The following is a 15,039-nucleotide window of genomic DNA, read 5'->3' as shown; positions in this document are numbered from 1 at the left end:
CTGGTCGTGGGCCCTTTTTACCGCAGTTGCCGTTCCCTGCCGCCGTGGTGCGACGTCATCGGCTGGCCTCGGTGAGCCGTGCGAGCCATTCGCGCAGCAGACCGGCCTCGAAGACGCTGAAGCCCGCGTCGGTCACCGGGTCGGAGTCTTTGGCCGGAGCGACGATCCCGAGCAGGGACTCCGCGCGGTCGGCTATCGGGGAACGCTCGTCGGCGCGGGACGCCGATTGCTCCGTCAGCGCGTCGAGCACGATGTCGCGCAAAGGCCGGATCAGCTGGATGTCTCGCTCTTCTTCCGGCCGGGCAAGCAGGAGCAGCACCGCGCCGGTCGTGGACGCCTCGATGGCCGCCGCGGCTGCCTCGACCGGCACCCGGAGCAGGCCTCGCGCGTTGGCGCGTTCGAGCATCCCGCGCAGGATGGCCCGGTTTTCCGCCGCCGCCGCGGGTTGCCGGCCCGGCCGGACGTTTCCGTACATCAGCGTGTAGATCGCGGGGTTGGCGAGCCCGAACGCGACGTGCACATCCCAGCCGCGGCGCAGGTCCTCGACCGGGTCCTCGCTGGGTTCGAACGCGCGCTTCTCCGCGAGGTAGCTCTCGAAACCGAAGGTGGCCACGGCGTCGAGCAGCCCGTCCTTGTCCCCGAAAAGCCGGTACAGCGTCGGGGTTTGCACTCCGGCCGCGTTCGCGACCGCGCGAGTGGACAGACCCGACGGCCCGGCCTCGGCCAGCAGTTTCACCGCTTCGCTCAGGATGCGCTCGCGCTGGTCCTCCGACCCCTGGGGTGCCATGTGCCAACGATAACAGAATTCTGTTGACGTTGACAATGACGATGTCACGGTAATAGTGTTATCAACGTCAACAGCGAAAGGATCCGCTCATGTCCTCTGTTCACGTCGCGATCGCTTACTACTCCGGCTACGGGCACACCCTCGAGATCGCGAAGGCCGTCGCCGACGGCGCCGGGTCAGTGCCCGGGGCCCGCGCCGAACTGGTCGATGTCGCCGAAATGACCGACCCGAAGTGGGAAGCCCTCGACGCCAGCGACGCGATCGTCTTCGGCACCCCGACCTACATGGGATCGGCGTCCGGGGCATTCCACGCATTCGCCGAAGCGACGTCGAAACGCTGGATGACCCAGCGCTGGCTGGACAAACTCGCGTCCGGGTTCACCAACTCCGGATCGATGAGCGGCGACAAACTGCACACCCTGCAATACCTCGCGCTGCTCGCCGCGCAGCACGGCATGCACTGGGTCAGCCTCGGCCTGATGCCCGGCTGGAACACCACCACCAGCAGCGAACACGACGACAACCGGCTCGGGTTCTACCTCGGCGCGGGTGCGCAAACCTGGAACGACCAGGGCCCGGACGCCGTCCACGCCGCGGACCTCGCCACGGCGCGCCACCTCGGAGCACGGGTCGCGACCCAGGCGCTTCGCTACCGGCAGCCGCTCGCTTCCTAGGTCCGGCGGGGCGAACGTCGACCGAAGATCAAAAATGGCTGCGCCCGAGGCTGCCGCGATCGGCTGCGCACTCGTCGAATCCGCAGAAACAGCGCGTTCGGGGAGCCGCGTCGGTGGGCCCGGGAGACTTGGTGGGCGCACTCAGCGTGCAGCTCGGAGACGGCGCAACATACGTCTCGGCAGATCGGGGCTGGGTCGCAGACCACGCGCTGCTGCCAGCACCTCGGCTGGTAACCCCAACGGGAATCGACGCGACGATTCACCGTCGCCAGACCGAAACCGCGGAGTCCTTCTCGGTGACCCTGGTGAGTCCCGCCGCGGGAGCCGGGGTTCACGTGGCTCCCACCGCAGTTTGACCTGAACATGTGACGAGGCCCAGGTCTCAAGGCAGCGCGCGCAATCGGAACGGCTTCAGCTCCTCCATGTCGCGGCGGGCACAGGAGACGGTCGGCATGCCGTTCGAGCGCGTGAACGGCATGCACGCGCTCCGGCACGCGTCCACTCCGCTGGACGCGCGCGAGTCGATCGTGGCGGTCGCCGCGTACCGGGCGTGCCCCAGCTATCCCCGGGGCGCGGCCTGACCAGCGGATACGATCAGAACAGCCGGAACTCGTCCGAATCCGTGCCGCGCAACGCGTCGTAGTCGAGGACCACGCAGCGGATCCCTCGGTCCTCGGCGAGGACCCGCGCCTGCGGCTTGATCACCTGCGCCGCGAACACGCCTTGCACCGGGGCCAGCAGCGGGTCCCGGTTGAGGAGTTCGAGGTACCGGGTCAGCTGCTCGACGCCGTCGATCTCGCCGCGGCGTTTGATCTCCACCGCGACCGAACCGCCGTCGGCGTCGCGGGCCATGATGTCGACCGGGCCGATCGCGGTCGGGTACTCGCGGCGGACCAGGGTGTAGCCGTCGCCGAGGGTTTTGATGTGCTCGGCCAGCAGTTCCTGCAGATGCGCTTCCACGCCGTCCTTCTGCAGGCCCGGGTCGACGCCCAGGTCGTGCTTCAGGTCGTGCATGACCTCGTCGATCGTGATGACGAGTTTCTCGCCCGCCTTGTTCTGGACCGTCCAGACGTCCGGGTCCTCGATCAGCCAGCACGGCGGCGACATCCAGTTCAGCGGCTTGTACGAGCCGCCGTCGGAGTGAACGAGCACCGAACCGTCGGCCTTCACCATCAGGACGCGGTTGGCCATCGGGAGATGCGCGGTCAGCCTGCCGACGTAGTCGACCTGGCACCGGGCGACGACGAGCCTCATCGGACCCGCCCCGCACGGAGCGGGCTGGCGAAACCGGCCTGTTGGGAAGGGAGCACGAGACGCACCCGCCGAGGGTAGGACAGCCTCGGCGATACTGGCGAGGTGGACCCCATTCAGCGTGTCGCGACCCGCGAGGTGTATCGGAACAACTGGATGACGGTGCGGGAGGACGCCATCCGCCGCGCCGACGGCAGCGACGGCATCTACGGCGTGGTCGACAAACCGACCTACGCCCTGGTCGTCCCGCTCGACGGCGACCGGCTGCACCTGGTCGAGCAGTTCCGGTACCCGCTCGGGATGCGGCGCTGGGAATTCCCGCAGGGGACCGCGCCCGACCTCGCCGAGACCCCGCCCGCCGAACTGGCCCGGCGGGAATTGCGGGAGGAGACCGGATTGCGGGCGTCGGAGTTCACGGAACTGGGGATGCTCGACGTCGCGCCCGGGCTGGCCAGCCAGCGCGGCCACGTGTATCTCGCGACCGGCCTCACCGAGGGCGAGCCGGAGCGGGAGCTGGAGGAACAGGACATGCGGACGGCGTGGTTCAGCCGGACGGAGGTGGAGAAAATGATCTCCACCGGGGAGATCTCGGACGCGCAATCGGTGGCGGCGTACACATTGCTGCTGCTGCACGAACGCCGCTGAGCGCTCTTGCGTCACCGGCACCGCCGACGCTGCTGGTCCCATCACCGCTGAGCGTCCTGCCCCAATGCCACATCGGGGTCGTTCAGCACCGCTCCCGCAGAAGTCGGGCCCGGGCCCAGTCCAACGGTCAATCCGTCCAGTCAGGCTTGCGCTTCTCCAAGAACGCCGCCATCCCCTCCCGAGCGCCCGGCAGTTGCGAGGCCGACGCCATCACCTCGACGGCGATCGCGTACGCGTCCGCTTCCGGACGGTCCAGCTGGGCGTACAGGGTCTGCTTCCCCATCGCCTTGCTGGCCCGGCTGCCGCGGGTCGCGCGAGCGAGCAACTCCGCCACCGCCTCGTCCAGCGAATCGTCCGGGACCACGCGGTTGACCAGACCCCAGTCCAGCGCCGTCGCCGCGTCGATCACGTCGCCGGTCAGAGCCAGTTCCATCAGGCGTTTCCGGCCGATCGCGCGCGCTACCGGGACGGCGGGCGTGTGGCAGAACCAGCCGCCCTTGCCGCCGGGGAGGGCGAAGCCCGCCGACTCCGCCGCGACCGCCAGATCGCACGACGCCACCAGCTGGCAGCCCGCGGCGGTCGCCAGGCCGTGGACCCGGGCGATCACCACCTGCGGCACCGATTCCATCGTCCGCATCAGCGTCGTGCACAGGGTGAGCAGCTCGCGTACCCCCATGAGGTCGCGGGAGGCGACGTCGCCGAAGTCGTGTCCGGCGGAGAACACCGGCCCCGCGCCGGCCAGCACGATGCCGGACGCGTCGGACTCACCAGCCTCGCGGAACGCGGCCAGCAGTTCGCCGAGATGCTCGCCGGACAGCGAATTGCGCCGCGCCGCGCGGTTCATCGTGATGGTGACCGTGTCCCCGTCCCGCTTCACGAGGATGTGCTCGTACTCGCCCATGCCCCGACCGTAACCCCGCCCGGCGGCATACGGAAAGTACGCCGATAGGAATCCGGACCGACGCCGACCTCCGCCCGCAGCCGGCGGCGCAGGTTCGCGGCGCTGCCGAGCCCCGCCCGCTCGGCCACCCGGGCGACCGGCAGATCCGTGGTCTCCAGCAGCCGCTGCGCGTGCTGCACCCGCTGGACGAGCAGCCACCGTCCCGGCGTACTGCCGGTCGCGGCGGCGAACTCGCGATGGAAGGTCCGGGGGCTCATCCCCGCGTGCTCGACCAGATCCGGCACGCCGATCTCGTCGGCGAGCCGAGTCATCGCCCAGTCCATTGTGGACGCGATACTCGGCCGGGAAGCGCTGGCGGGCAACGGAGCTTCCGCATACTGCCGCTGACCGCCTTCGCGCACCGGCGGCATGACCAGACGCCGGGCAAGACGCGCGGCGACATCCGCACCATGGTCGCGGCGCACCAGATGCAGGCAAAGATCGAGACCGCCGACGACGCCCGCAGAGGTGAGCACGCCGTCCTTCTCGGTGTACAGCACGTCACGACGGAGATCCGCAGCTGGTGCCGCGGTCGCGAGTGCGTCCAGGTCGCGCCAATGCGTGGTGGCAGGCCGTCCGTCGAGCAGCCCGGCCGCGCCGAGCGTGAAGGCCCCGGAGCAAAGCCCGGCCACCGTCGCACCGGCACGGTGAGCTCGGCGAAGCGCGGTCTGAGCAGCGGCGGGCACCTCCGCCAGCGGATCGTCCCGTCCCGGGGCAAGAACCAGGTCGCAGTCGTCGAGCCCGGAAAGTCCCTGCGTCGCAACGACCTCCCCGAACGGCGACACGCGCGTCCGCCTTCGCCCGGGCGCGCACACGCGCACGGTGAACGGACCGATGCCGCTGTCGGTGCGGTCCTGCGCCCACACCTCCGCGATCACCGCGAGGTCGAACATCCGGCTGCCGGGCAGGAGCAGCACCCCGATCGTGCGCATGGCAGAAAAGTACCGCATCGCGCGTCTTGTGCCACTCCCCGCGGCGTGCTCCCCCGGACAGAATCGAGCCATGACTACCGCACTGCTGCTGATCGACGTCCAGCAAGGCTTCGACGACGCCGCGTTCTGGGGTCCGCGCAACAACCCCGACGCCGAGGCGAACATCAAGGCCCTGCTGCAGGCTTGGCAGGACCGCCGCGACCCGGTCGTGCTCGTGCACCACGATTCGGTCAAGCCCGATTCACCCCTGCGGCCCGGGCAGCCAGGCAACGACTTCAAACCCGAACTGGCCGTTGCGCGCCCGGACTTGGTGTTCGGCAAGAAGGTGAACTCGGCCTTCCTCGGCGACGTCGACCTGGACGGCTGGTTCAAAACCCGCGGCATCACCAGTTTCGTCCTGGCCGGAATCCAAACCAACTTCTGCTGCGAAACCACCGCGCGCATGGGCGGAAACCTAGGCTACGACGTAACTTTCGCCCTGGACGCCACCTTTACCTTCGACCTCGAAGGCCCGGACGGCACCACCCTGACCGCCGAAGAACTCTCTCGGGCAACAGCGACGAACCTGCACGGCGGCGGTTTCGCGACCGTGAAGTCCACCAAGGAAATCCTCACTCTCGATCGATGACGGCACGCAGGAATTCCTTCGTGCGCTCATGCTCCGGAGCGGTGAACAACCGGTCCGGCGGCGCGTCCTCCAAGACCTGACCGCGGTCGAACATCATCACCCGATCCGACACCTCGCGCGCGAACTGCATTTCGTGCGTCACGCAGAGGATCGTGATGTCCGTGGTGGTCGCGATCTCCCGGAGCACGCGCAGCACTTCGGCGACCAGCTCCGGGTCGAGCGCCGAGGTGACCTCGTCCAGCAGCAGCACCTCGGGCCGCATCGCCAGCGCGCGGGCGATCGCGACGCGCTGCTGCTGGCCGCCGGACAGCTGGGTCGGATGCGCGTCCGCTTTGTCGGCGAGCCCGACCAGGTCGAGCAGTTCGGTCGCCCGCCGCACGGCGTCCTCCCGGGACAGTCCGAGCGCGCGGACCGGGGCCTCGGTGATGTTCTGCAGCACCCGCATGTTCGGGAAGAGGTTGAACTGCTGGAAGACCATCCCGATCCGGCGGCGCATGCCGCGCAGGTACTTTTCGTCCGCCGGAACGAGTTTCCCCCGGCGGGGCATGTGGCTCAGCGGCTGGCCGCCGACCTCGATCATGCCCCCGTCGACCTTCTCCAGGGTCATCAGCAACCGCAGGATGGTCGTCTTGCCGGAACCGCTCGGCCCGATCAGCGAGACGAACTCCCCTGGCGCGACCGTGAAATCCAGTTCGCGCAGGACGGTGTTGTCGCCGAATTTCTTGACCACCCGGTCGAAGCGGATCATCGGTTCATCTGCTGAGGCCAAAACGACGCTCCAGGAATCGCACGAGCAGGGAGGCCGGATAGCTCAACACGAGGAAGAGCACCCCCGCCAGGGTGAGGGGTTCGACGTACCGGAAGTTCAGGGACCCGACCTCGAACGCGGCCCCGGCGAGGTCGAGCACTCCGATCGCCAGCAGCAGCGGGGTTTCCTTGAACATCGAGATCGTGTAGTTGCCGAGCGCGGGCAGCACGCGCGGGATCGCCTGCGGCAGGATCACCCGCAGCCAGGTGCGCGCCCGCGGCAGGCTCAGCGCCACCGCGGCCTCCCACTGTCCTTTCGGGACCGCCTCGATCCCGGCGCGGTACACCTCGGACGTGTAGGTCGCGTAATGCAGGCCGAGGCCGACCACTCCCGCGGTCAACGGCGAGAGCGTGAGCCCGAACTGCGGCAGCACGAAGAACAGGAAGAACAGCTGCACCAGCAACGGAGTGCTGCGCACGAACTCCACGATCAGCCAGATCACCCAGCTGACCGCCCGGATTCCCGACCGCCGCAGGATCGCGAAAACCAAACCCAGCACGTACGCGAGAAGCGCGCCGAGGACGGTCGCCTCGAACGTCACCAGGAGCCCCTTCAGCACTGAAGGGAGCACCGTCCACAGATAAGCCCAGTCCCAGCTCATGTACCCGCCCCGCTGAGCACTGCCCGCCGCCGCGCCGGTGCCCGGCCCACTCGCGCGGCCGCCCGCCGTTCCAGCACCTTCATGCCGCTGGTGATCAGGATCGACAGGACCAGGTAGAACACCAGCACGATGGTCCAGATCAGCGCGGCCTGCCCGGTGAAGCGCGTCACCAGGACCTGGCTCGCCTGATAGGTCATCTCGGGAACGGTGATGAAGGTGAGCAGAGCGGTGCCCTTGAGCAGCTGGATGAACAGATTCGTGAACGGCGGCACCATGTCGACCAGCGCCTGCGGCAGGATCACGCGCCGCATCCGCTGCGCCGGCGTGAAGTTCAACGCGATGCAGCCTTCTCGCTGTTCCCGCGGCACCGACTGCACCGCACCGCGCACGATCTCCGCGCCGTACGCGCCGAAGTTCAAGCCCAGCACCAGAATGCCCGACCACAACGGCAGGATCTGGAAGCCGGTGAGCACCGGCAGCGCGAAGTAGATCCAGAAGAGCTGGACCACCTCCGAGGTCCCGCGCCACACCTCGACGTAGATCCGCGTGATCGCGCGCAGCCACGCGAACCGCGACAGCATCGCCAGGCCGGCCAGGAACGACAGGACACTGGCGACCAGGATGCCGCCGACCGTCGCCTCGACCGTCAGCAGCAGTCCGTTCGCGATCGTGGAGACGAACAGTCCGAAGTGGTCGAACATCAGCCCTCCACCGCCGTCAGGAACCCGAGCAGAGCTGCTCGGTCGTGACGTCGGCGGGCGGCAGGTTGTCCTTGGTGAAGCCGAACGGCTTGACGATCTCGAGCCACTGCCCGTTCTGGTGCAGTTTCGCCAGCTCGGTGTTGAACGCGGTCACCAGATCGCTGTCGCTCTTGCGGAACACGAACCCGCCCGCCTGGATCTGCTTCTTGCCCTGCACTACCGGCACGAAGCCGTTGGTGACTTCCAGCGCGGCGCCCGGATTCTGCTTGAGCAGCGCCTTGAGCGAGATGTCGGTGAGCGCGCCCGCGTACGCGCGGTTCGCCTGCAATGCCTGCAACATCTGCGGTTGGCCGTCGTAGGTTTGCAGCTGGCTGTCCGGAATTCCGGTCGCCTTGGCCACCTGCTGCTCGACCGTCCCGGACAGCACCGCGAGGTTCACGCCCTTCGCCTTGATGTCCTCGAAGCTCAGCACCTGCTTCGGATTGCCTTTGGGCACCAGGAAAGCCGTCGGGGTCACGTAGTCCACCGCGGAGAACGCGGCCTGTTTGCACCGGCTGGGCAGGATCGCCATCCCGGCCGCGACCATGTCGAACTGCTGGGCGGCGAGAGCCGGGATCAGCTGTTTGAACTCGACCTGCGTCGCTTCGACCTTCGCGATGCCGATGTTCTTGAACACCGCCTTGGCGACTTCCGGCGATTCGCCGGTCACGTTGCCGCCCTCGGTGTAGCCGTAAGGAATCTCGCCGGCGATGCCGACCTTGATCGTGCCCGCCTTTTTCGCCCGCTCCAGCGCGCTGCCGCCGCCCTGCCCGCCCGACTGGGGCGCCTGGGTGCACGCGGCCGCGAACGCGGTCCCGCCCAGCACCACCGCTCCGGACGCCGCCAGCCGGAAGAAGTCCCGGCGCTTCCATTCGTCGTGAACCATGTCTGCGGCCCCTTTGCCCTGATCGGGTCACGCATCCGTGACCTGCGATTTCCGGTCACAACCGGCCAGGGACCCCACCCGCGAAGCTGGCGGCAGTGACGCCGACAAGGATCGAACGTAGGTCCCGGTCGCGGCATGGTCAAAGAATCTCTTGTGCCCGGTCGGTTCTGTTATCGATTAGAAACGCTCAACCGCGCGCAGTTTTCCGCGATACACTCAAATGATCATTCGGGAAACCGCTCCAGACCAGGGAATCTTCCCGCGCGCGGTCGTCCACAAAGGATGAGAAAACCGAATTCCGCAGACTTCACGGTCCGGTAACGATGACTGGCTCGCCGTGCGAAAACGCGCAATTCGGGATCGCTCGAAAAGCCGGCATTGTTAGTCAATTTCCAGCGCCGCCGCACCGCCGGGAGCCTGCCGCCGGCCACCGTGACCTGCGTCACAGCGGCCAGCAACCCCTGGTGATCGCCGCACTACACCCTCATCACGAGGATGTGGGTTACTCACCACCGAGCAGGCAGACCACGTCAAGCTCCGACACTGCTTCGGGCCGGCAGCGCGAAACCTATCCCTCGGCCAGCCCGTGCCGCTCGCGGACCAGTTCCACGATGCCCGCCATGATGTCGGTCAGCTCGTAATCCTTGGGCGTGAACACCCGCGCGATGCCGCGTTCGGTCAGCAGCGCCGCGTCGTCCGGCGGGATGATGCCGCCGACGATCACCGGGATGTCGCCCGCCCCGGCGGCGCGCAGGCCGTCGACCACCAGCGGCACGACCTCCAGATGCGACCCGGACAGCACGGACAGCCCGACCACGTGCACGCCCTCCTGCACCGCGGCCGCGACGATCTGGTCCGGGGTCAGCCGGATGCCCTGGTAGATCACCTCGAACCCGACGTCCCTGGCCCGCACCGCGACCTGTTCGGCACCGTTGGAGTGCCCGTCCAGACCGGGTTTGCCGACGAGGATGCGCAGCCGCTCCCCCATTTCGGACTCGGTGCGGCGGACCATTTCGCGGACGCGCTCCAGCGCCGGATCGCCCTGCCCGGCGGCCGACGCCGCGGAAACCCCGGTCGGCGCCCGGTATTCGCCGAACACCTCGCGCAACGCGCCCGCCCATTCGCCGGTCGTCACGCCCGCCCGCGCACAGTCCACAGTGGCCTCGAACAGATTGTCCGAAGTGGACGCTTTGGCTTTCAGCGCGGCGATCGCCTCAGCCACCGCGGCGTTGTCCCGCTCCTCGCGCCACTTCTCCACCGCGGCGACCGCGGCCTTCTCCACCGCCGGGTCGATCGTCTCGATCGCCTTCGCGCCCTCCGCCTGCAACGGCGACGGCTCAGTGGTCTCGAACTTGTTGACCCCCACCAGGATCCGCTCGCCGTTCTCCATCCCCCGCCGGTACTCCGCGAGCGACGAAACCAGCTGCGACTTCATGTAGCCGCTCTCGACCGCGGCCACCGCACCGCCGAGATCCTGGACCCGCGCGATCTCCTCGCGCGCCCCGGCGACGATCTCGTCCACTTTGGCCTGAATGACGTGCGAACCGTCGAAAATGTCCTCGTATTCCAGCAAATCCGTCTCGAACGCGAGCACCTGCTGCATCCGCAACGCCCACTGCTGGTCCCACGGCCGCGGCAACCCGAGCGCCTCGTTCCACGCGGGCAGCTGGATCGCCCGCGCCCGCGAACCGCGCGACAGCGACACCGCCAGCATCTCCAGCACGATCCGCTGGACGTTGTTCTCCGGCTGCGCTTCGGTGAGCCCGAGCGAGTTCACCTGCACGCCGTACCGCAGCCGGCGCGCCTTCGGGTTCTCGACGCCGTAGCGGTCGCGCGTCAGCTCGTCCCACAGCTGCGTGAACGCACGCATCTTGCACATCTCTTCGACGAACCGGACGCCCGCGTTGACGAAGAACGAGATCCGCGCGACGACCTTCTCCATGTCGGCCTGGTCGACCTGGCCGGAGTCGCGCACCGCGTCCAGCACGGCGATCGCGGTGCACAGCGCGTACGCGACCTCCTGCGTCGGCGTCGCGCCCGCTTCCTGCAGGTGGTAGCTGCAGATGTTGATCGGGTTCCACTTCGGCACGTGGTGCACGGTCCACGCGATCATGTCGGTGATCAGCCGGAGGCTCGGCCCGGGCGGGAAAATGTAGGTGCCGCGGGACAGGTACTCCTTGATGATGTCGTTCTGCGTGGTGCCGGTGAGCTTGGCCAGCACCTCGTCGACGTCGCGGCCCTCGGCTTCGGCCTGCTCGCGAGCCACCGAGACGTACAGCGCGAGCAGCCACATCGCGGGCGCGTTGATGGTCATCGAGGTGTTCGCCTCGGCGAGCGGGATGCCGTCGAAGAGCTGCCGCATGTCGCCGATGTGCGACACCGGCACGCCGACCTTGCCGACCTCGCCGCGCGCGAGCACGTGGTCCGGGTCGTAGCCGGTCTGCGTCGGCAGGTCGAAGGCGACCGACAGCCCGGTCTGCCCCTTGGCGAGATTTCGGCGGTACAGCTCGTTGGACGCGGCGGCGGACGAATGACCCGCATAGGTGCGCATCACCCAGGGCCGGTCGCGCTCGTGGTCGGTGGGGTACGGCACGGTGCACCTCTCTTCGCCGAGACGACCGCCCGAGTGTACCCGCCGGTAACTTAATCGGCGGAGTGGATTCGGCCACGCCCGGGTGACGTTCCGGGCCGGACGACCACCACCCCGCGGTCGAGGTCGACGGTACCCAGCGGCGGCGCTCCCTGCGCGTCTTCTTCGAGAGTCATCTCCGCCGAATCCCGGTGCTCCAGCTCGTTGCGCTTGGTGCCGTAGAGGAACGCGGTGACCTCGTCGAGGTACGTCGAGGACAGCCGCGCCTTGAGCCGGGACGGCTTCCTCTTCCGCCGCAGCTCCCACCCGCCGACCATCAGCAGCACGATGGCGGCGATCGGCAGCGAGAGACCGAGCCAGGTCATCAGCATGTCCTACCCAACGGCCGGAGTGCGCCGAGCGTTCCGGGCGATCAGATCGGCGACCCGGGCGGCGTCTCGGACGGCCATCAGTTCCGGCAACATCGGGTAGGCCGACGGCTGTGCCCGGAATTTCTGGTCCCGGAGCCACTCGCTGAGCGTCGGGTGGAAGTCGACGGTGCCAGTGCCGTCGGCGTGGTCGCGCACCCGCGGCTCGGGCAGGTCGGGAAACCACACCCAGCGGAACTCAATGCCGCCCGGACGGTCGGCGACGAAGACGAGCCTGCGGTCGGTCACCAGGCAGGTCAGCACTCCAAGCAGCGCCTTCCGCTGCCGATTCCGTTCGGAGATCAGCGCGAGCACCACGCCGAAGAAACTCGGCCACAGCGCGACGACCACGGGATCCACGTCAAACTTTCACGGCACCGAAAACGCCGCCCGCGGCGCTCGCCAAAAACCCCACAATGGCCACGACGTAGCCGTGGCAGTCGCGATAGTGCCGCACGTACCGCTGCGGCCGCCCAGACCAGAGCAACTGCTCGTCTTCCTCCAGTGGACGGCGCCCTCCTCGCTCCCGAAGAGGGCACGCCGTCCGGTTCGCCCGGGTTGCCCGACCGACCGGAAGCATTCGGTGCCGCAGACGAACGCGCAGGTGCTACCCAACTGCCGGAGTGCGCCGAGCGTTCCGGGCGATCAGGTCGGCGACCCGGGCGGCGTCTCGGACGGCCATCAGTTCCGGCAACATCGGATACCAGGCAGGCCGGGAGCGGAAACCCTGGTCGCGCAGGCACTCTCGGACGGTGGGGTGGAAGTCGATCGTCCCGGTGCCGTCGCCGTGGTCGCGCACCCGCGGCGGCCGGAGATCGGAGAGCTGGACCCAGCGGAATTCGATGCCGGGCGGCGAGTCCGACACGAAAATCAGCCTGCGGTCGGTGACGAGATAGGTCGTCACGGCGATGAAGCCGCGACGCTCTCGATTGCGCTCGTGTCCGCTGCCGAGAACCATGCTGAGCACGACACTCCAGCCGAGTATGACCCCGTAACTCAGGTTGAGAGTCGCGGTCAGCCCCGAAGCAGCGACGATCACGATCGCCACCACGACGTAGTAGTGGTAGTCGCGATAGCGCCGCACATACCGCTGCGGCCGTCCGGACCAGAGAAGTTGTTCGTCTTCGGCCAATGGATACACGGCGCCCTCCTCGCTCCCGAAGAGGGCACGCCGCCCGTTTCGCCTGGGTTGCCCGACTGGCCGGAATTATTCGGTGCCGCATACGAACGCGGCAGGTGCTACCCCACGGCCGGAGCACGCCGGAAGATCAGTTCGGCGACCTGGGCGGCGTCTCGGACGGCCATCAGTTCCGGCAGGATCGGGTACCACACGGGCCGCGACCGGTAGCGCTGGTCGCGCAGTCACTCGCTGACCGTGGGGTGGAAGTCGATCGTCCCGGTGCCGTCACCGTGGTCGCGCACTCGCGGCGGTCGGAGAACCGCGAGCTGAACCCAGCGGAACTCGACACCGGGCGGCCACTGCGAAACGAAGATCAGCCTGCGGTCGGTGACCAGGTAAGTGGTCCCAGCGATGAAGCCGCGGCGCTCGCGGTTGCGTTCGACGGCAAAGCCGATCATCACGCCGGCGACGGCGTTGCACCCGACCATGCCGCCGTAATCCAGGCCCGACGTCGCTGCGACCGCCAAGCCGCCGACGATCACGATCGCCACCACGACGTAGTGGTGGTAATCGCGGTAGCGCCGCACATACCGCTGCGGCCGTCCGGACCAGAGCAACTGTTCGCCTTCGGCCAGTGGATACACGGCGCCCTCCTCGCTCCCGAAGAGGGCACGCCGCCCGTTTCGCCTGGGTTGCCCGACTGGCCGGAATTATTCGGCGCCGCAGACGAACGCGACAGGTGCTACCCCACGGCCGGAGCACGCCCGGAGATCAGGTCGGCGACGTGTTCTGGATCGTCGATCGCGATCAGCTCGGGCACCATCGTCACGAGCGGCGACTCCGCCCGGAACTGCAGGTCGCGCATCCGAAGGCGCAGCGGAGCCCCGAATCCGACGGTGCCGGTGCCGTCGCCGTGGTCGCGCACTCGCGGCTTCCCCAGGCCGGGCAGCCATACCCAGCGGAACTCGTTGCCCTCCGGCCGGTCGGCGACGAAGACGACGCGGCGGTCGGTCACCAGGTAAGTCAGGCCCCTGAACAGCGCCCTCCGCCGCCGGTTCCGCTCGGAACCCAGCCCGAGCGCCATGCCGAACAAGACCGGCCACACTGCGAAGACGGCGGGATCCACGTCGAACCGCACGACAGCGATGACGCCGAGCGCGGCCATCGCTCCGAAGCCCACCGCTGTGACGACGTAAATGTGATAGTCCGCGTATCGGCGGGGAACCCGTTGAGGTCGCCCGGACCAGAGCAACTGTTCGTCTTCCGCCAGTGGATACACGGCGCCCTCCTCGCTCCCGAAGAGTCCACGCCGTCCGGTTCACCCCGGTTGCCTGACCGGACGGAAGCATTGTGACGGAAATCCGCGAGACGGCGGCCGATCCGGGATCTACCGTGGTCAGACGTGACGTGGAGCGGGTACGGCAGTTATCTGGTGATCGTGGTCCTCATCGTGCTGGCGCCGGGGCCGGACACGATGGTCATGCTGAAGAACGCGCTGTCCGGCGGAGCGCGGGGCGGTTTGCTGGCCACGGCGGGCATCTTCGCCGGCAACGCGGTGCAGGGCACCGCCGCGGCGCTCGGGCTCGGTGTTGTCATCGCCCGCTCGCAGCCGGTGTTCCTCACGCTCAAATGGCTCGGCGCGGCATACCTGCTGTTCCTCGGCTTCCAGGGGCTGCGCGGCGCCTGGCGCGGCAACTACGACGCGGTCGCCGACACCCAGCGCAAGCGCGCCAGCGGCTTCCGGCGGTGGCGCGAGGGGTTCCTGTCGAACATCACGAATCCCAAGGTCCTGGTGCTCTACCTGTCGGTGCTGCCGCAGTTCCTCGACCCGGTGCGCACGACGACCTGGGACGCGCTGGTGCTCGCATACACGGTCGCCGTGCTGGGCACCATCTGGCTGCTGGTCCTGTTGTTCTTCGTGCACCGGGTCCGCGAGTGGCTCAACCGCCGCAAGGTCCGCCGCGCGCTGGACGGGGTGACCGGCACCGCGCTCGTCGGGTTCGGCGCGGCGCTGGCCCTCGAGTCCTGAT

Annotated in this window: 19 protein-coding genes; 5 read left to right on the top strand and 14 right to left on the bottom strand. The window is 68.3% G+C overall.

Annotated features, from left to right (window positions below):
- Positions 1 to 55: 55 nt before the first annotated feature.
- Positions 56 to 787 carry a TetR/AcrR family transcriptional regulator gene (locus tag ATK30_RS28355; protein ID WP_208637433.1) on the bottom strand — a complete coding sequence of 244 codons (732 nt, stop codon included), beginning with the start codon at positions 785 to 787 and terminating at the stop codon, positions 56 to 58.
- A gap of 89 nt (positions 788 to 876) precedes the next feature.
- On the opposite strand from ATK30_RS28355, the gene ATK30_RS28350 reads away from it, so the two are divergent.
- Both ATK30_RS28350 and ATK30_RS46945 read left to right on the top strand, forming a co-directional pair.
- On the top strand, positions 877 to 1,461 hold the full coding sequence (locus ATK30_RS28350; protein WP_101438080.1) for a flavodoxin family protein: 585 nt from the start codon (positions 877 to 879) through the stop codon (positions 1,459 to 1,461).
- A gap of 452 nt (positions 1,462 to 1,913) precedes the next feature.
- Positions 1,914 to 2,042, top strand: a complete 129-nt coding sequence (locus ATK30_RS46945) for a hypothetical protein (RefSeq protein ID WP_279630023.1) — start codon at positions 1,914 to 1,916, stop codon at positions 2,040 to 2,042.
- A gap of 13 nt (positions 2,043 to 2,055) precedes the next feature.
- On the opposite strand, the gene nucS is transcribed toward ATK30_RS46945, so the two are convergent.
- Complete coding sequence (gene nucS / locus ATK30_RS28345; RefSeq protein WP_101438079.1) at positions 2,056 to 2,715, bottom strand: endonuclease NucS; 660 nt, start codon at positions 2,713 to 2,715, stop codon at positions 2,056 to 2,058.
- Between the two features lie 102 nt (positions 2,716 to 2,817).
- On the opposite strand from nucS, the gene ATK30_RS28340 reads away from it, so the two are divergent.
- Positions 2,818 to 3,357 carry an NUDIX domain-containing protein gene (locus ATK30_RS28340; RefSeq protein WP_101438078.1) on the top strand — a complete coding sequence of 180 codons (540 nt, stop codon included), beginning with the start codon at positions 2,818 to 2,820 and terminating at the stop codon, positions 3,355 to 3,357.
- Between the two features lie 127 nt (positions 3,358 to 3,484).
- On the opposite strand, the gene ATK30_RS28335 is transcribed toward ATK30_RS28340, so the two are convergent.
- Together ATK30_RS28335 and ATK30_RS28330 are read right to left on the bottom strand one after the other, a co-directional pair.
- Entirely contained in the window at positions 3,485 to 4,258 is a 774-nt protein-coding gene (locus ATK30_RS28335) for an enoyl-CoA hydratase-related protein (RefSeq protein ID WP_101438077.1), read from the bottom strand.
- Positions 4,231 to 5,229 carry a GlxA family transcriptional regulator gene (locus ATK30_RS28330; protein ID WP_101438076.1) on the bottom strand — a complete coding sequence of 333 codons (999 nt, stop codon included), beginning with the start codon at positions 5,227 to 5,229 and terminating at the stop codon, positions 4,231 to 4,233. Before ATK30_RS28330 ends, ATK30_RS28335 begins: the two co-directional genes overlap by 28 nt.
- Positions 5,230 to 5,299: 70 nt before the next feature.
- Between ATK30_RS28330 and ATK30_RS28325 the strand changes: the two genes are divergently transcribed.
- The gene (locus ATK30_RS28325) at positions 5,300 to 5,857 is read left to right on the top strand and encodes a cysteine hydrolase family protein (protein ID WP_101438075.1); all 558 of its coding nucleotides are present in this window, start codon (positions 5,300 to 5,302) and stop codon (positions 5,855 to 5,857) included.
- Here ATK30_RS28325 and ehuA read toward each other — a convergent pair.
- From ehuA to ATK30_RS28275, 10 genes are all read right to left on the bottom strand, one after another.
- Complete coding sequence (gene ehuA, locus ATK30_RS28320; protein WP_101438074.1) at positions 5,841 to 6,605, bottom strand: ectoine/hydroxyectoine ABC transporter ATP-binding protein EhuA; 765 nt, start codon at positions 6,603 to 6,605, stop codon at positions 5,841 to 5,843. The two genes, ATK30_RS28325 and ehuA, sit on opposite strands and share 17 nt — an antisense overlap.
- 4 nt (positions 6,606 to 6,609) lie before the next feature.
- A complete protein-coding gene (gene ehuD, locus ATK30_RS28315) occupies positions 6,610 to 7,266 on the bottom strand; it encodes an ectoine/hydroxyectoine ABC transporter permease subunit EhuD (protein ID WP_101438073.1) in 657 nt (218 codons plus the stop codon).
- The gene (gene ehuC, locus ATK30_RS28310) at positions 7,263 to 7,967 is read right to left on the bottom strand and encodes an ectoine/hydroxyectoine ABC transporter permease subunit EhuC (protein WP_101438072.1); all 705 of its coding nucleotides are present in this window, start codon (positions 7,965 to 7,967) and stop codon (positions 7,263 to 7,265) included. The genes ehuD and ehuC overlap by 4 nt, the downstream gene beginning before the upstream one ends.
- A 16-nt stretch (positions 7,968 to 7,983) precedes the next feature.
- Entirely contained in the window at positions 7,984 to 8,892 is a 909-nt protein-coding gene (ehuB, locus tag ATK30_RS28305) for an ectoine/hydroxyectoine ABC transporter substrate-binding protein EhuB (protein ID WP_101438071.1), read from the bottom strand.
- A 568-nt stretch (positions 8,893 to 9,460) separates the two neighbouring features.
- Positions 9,461 to 11,485 (bottom strand): protein meaA, encoded by a 2,025-nt coding sequence (locus ATK30_RS28300; protein WP_101438070.1) that lies wholly within the window; start codon positions 11,483 to 11,485, stop codon positions 9,461 to 9,463.
- A gap of 50 nt (positions 11,486 to 11,535) precedes the next feature.
- Positions 11,536 to 11,847: a DUF6191 domain-containing protein gene (locus ATK30_RS28295; RefSeq protein WP_312878544.1), complete on the bottom strand. Its 312-nt coding sequence runs from the start codon at positions 11,845 to 11,847 to the stop codon at positions 11,536 to 11,538.
- A gap of 9 nt (positions 11,848 to 11,856) precedes the next feature.
- On the bottom strand, positions 11,857 to 12,249 hold the full coding sequence (locus tag ATK30_RS28290) for a hypothetical protein (protein WP_101438069.1): 393 nt from the start codon (positions 12,247 to 12,249) through the stop codon (positions 11,857 to 11,859).
- Between the two features lie 247 nt (positions 12,250 to 12,496).
- Complete coding sequence (locus ATK30_RS28285) at positions 12,497 to 13,030, bottom strand: hypothetical protein (protein ID WP_101438068.1); 534 nt, start codon at positions 13,028 to 13,030, stop codon at positions 12,497 to 12,499.
- A 221-nt stretch (positions 13,031 to 13,251) separates the two neighbouring features.
- The gene (locus ATK30_RS28280) at positions 13,252 to 13,653 is read right to left on the bottom strand and encodes a hypothetical protein (RefSeq protein WP_101438067.1); all 402 of its coding nucleotides are present in this window, start codon (positions 13,651 to 13,653) and stop codon (positions 13,252 to 13,254) included.
- 98 nt (positions 13,654 to 13,751) lie between these two features.
- Positions 13,752 to 14,288, bottom strand: a complete 537-nt coding sequence (locus ATK30_RS28275; RefSeq protein ID WP_101438066.1) for a hypothetical protein — start codon at positions 14,286 to 14,288, stop codon at positions 13,752 to 13,754.
- 123 nt (positions 14,289 to 14,411) lie between these two features.
- On the opposite strand from ATK30_RS28275, the gene ATK30_RS28270 reads away from it, so the two are divergent.
- A complete protein-coding gene (locus ATK30_RS28270) occupies positions 14,412 to 15,038 on the top strand; it encodes a LysE family translocator (protein WP_101438065.1) in 627 nt (208 codons plus the stop codon).
- Position 15,039: the final 1 nt, after the last annotated feature.

The sequence above is a fragment of the Amycolatopsis echigonensis genome, assembly GCF_002846615.1.
Taxonomy (GTDB): domain Bacteria; phylum Actinomycetota; class Actinomycetes; order Mycobacteriales; family Pseudonocardiaceae; genus Amycolatopsis; species Amycolatopsis echigonensis.
This window is presented reverse-complemented; position numbering and strand designations above follow the sequence as displayed.

Coding starts and splice junctions, on each gene's coding strand:
- ehuB (WP_101438071.1), bottom strand. CDS start 8,892: ATGGTTCACGACGAATGGAAGCGCCGGGACTTCTTCCGGCTGGCGGCG.
- ATK30_RS46945 (WP_279630023.1), top strand. CDS start 1,914: ATGCCGTTCGAGCGCGTGAACGGCATGCACGCGCTCCGGCACGCGTCC.
- ATK30_RS28330 (WP_101438076.1), bottom strand. CDS start 5,229: ATGCGCACGATCGGGGTGCTGCTCCTGCCCGGCAGCCGGATGTTCGAC.
- ehuC (WP_101438072.1), bottom strand. CDS start 7,967: ATGTTCGACCACTTCGGACTGTTCGTCTCCACGATCGCGAACGGACTG.
- ATK30_RS28335 (WP_101438077.1), bottom strand. CDS start 4,258: ATGGGCGAGTACGAGCACATCCTCGTGAAGCGGGACGGGGACACGGTC.
- ATK30_RS28350 (WP_101438080.1), top strand. CDS start 877: ATGTCCTCTGTTCACGTCGCGATCGCTTACTACTCCGGCTACGGGCAC.
- nucS (WP_101438079.1), bottom strand. CDS start 2,715: ATGAGGCTCGTCGTCGCCCGGTGCCAGGTCGACTACGTCGGCAGGCTG.
- ATK30_RS28325 (WP_101438075.1), top strand. CDS start 5,300: ATGACTACCGCACTGCTGCTGATCGACGTCCAGCAAGGCTTCGACGAC.
- ATK30_RS28295 (WP_312878544.1), bottom strand. CDS start 11,847: ATGACCTGGCTCGGTCTCTCGCTGCCGATCGCCGCCATCGTGCTGCTG.
- ehuD (WP_101438073.1), bottom strand. CDS start 7,266: ATGAGCTGGGACTGGGCTTATCTGTGGACGGTGCTCCCTTCAGTGCTG.
- ATK30_RS28355 (WP_208637433.1), bottom strand. CDS start 787: ATGGCACCCCAGGGGTCGGAGGACCAGCGCGAGCGCATCCTGAGCGAA.
- ehuA (WP_101438074.1), bottom strand. CDS start 6,605: ATGATCCGCTTCGACCGGGTGGTCAAGAAATTCGGCGACAACACCGTC.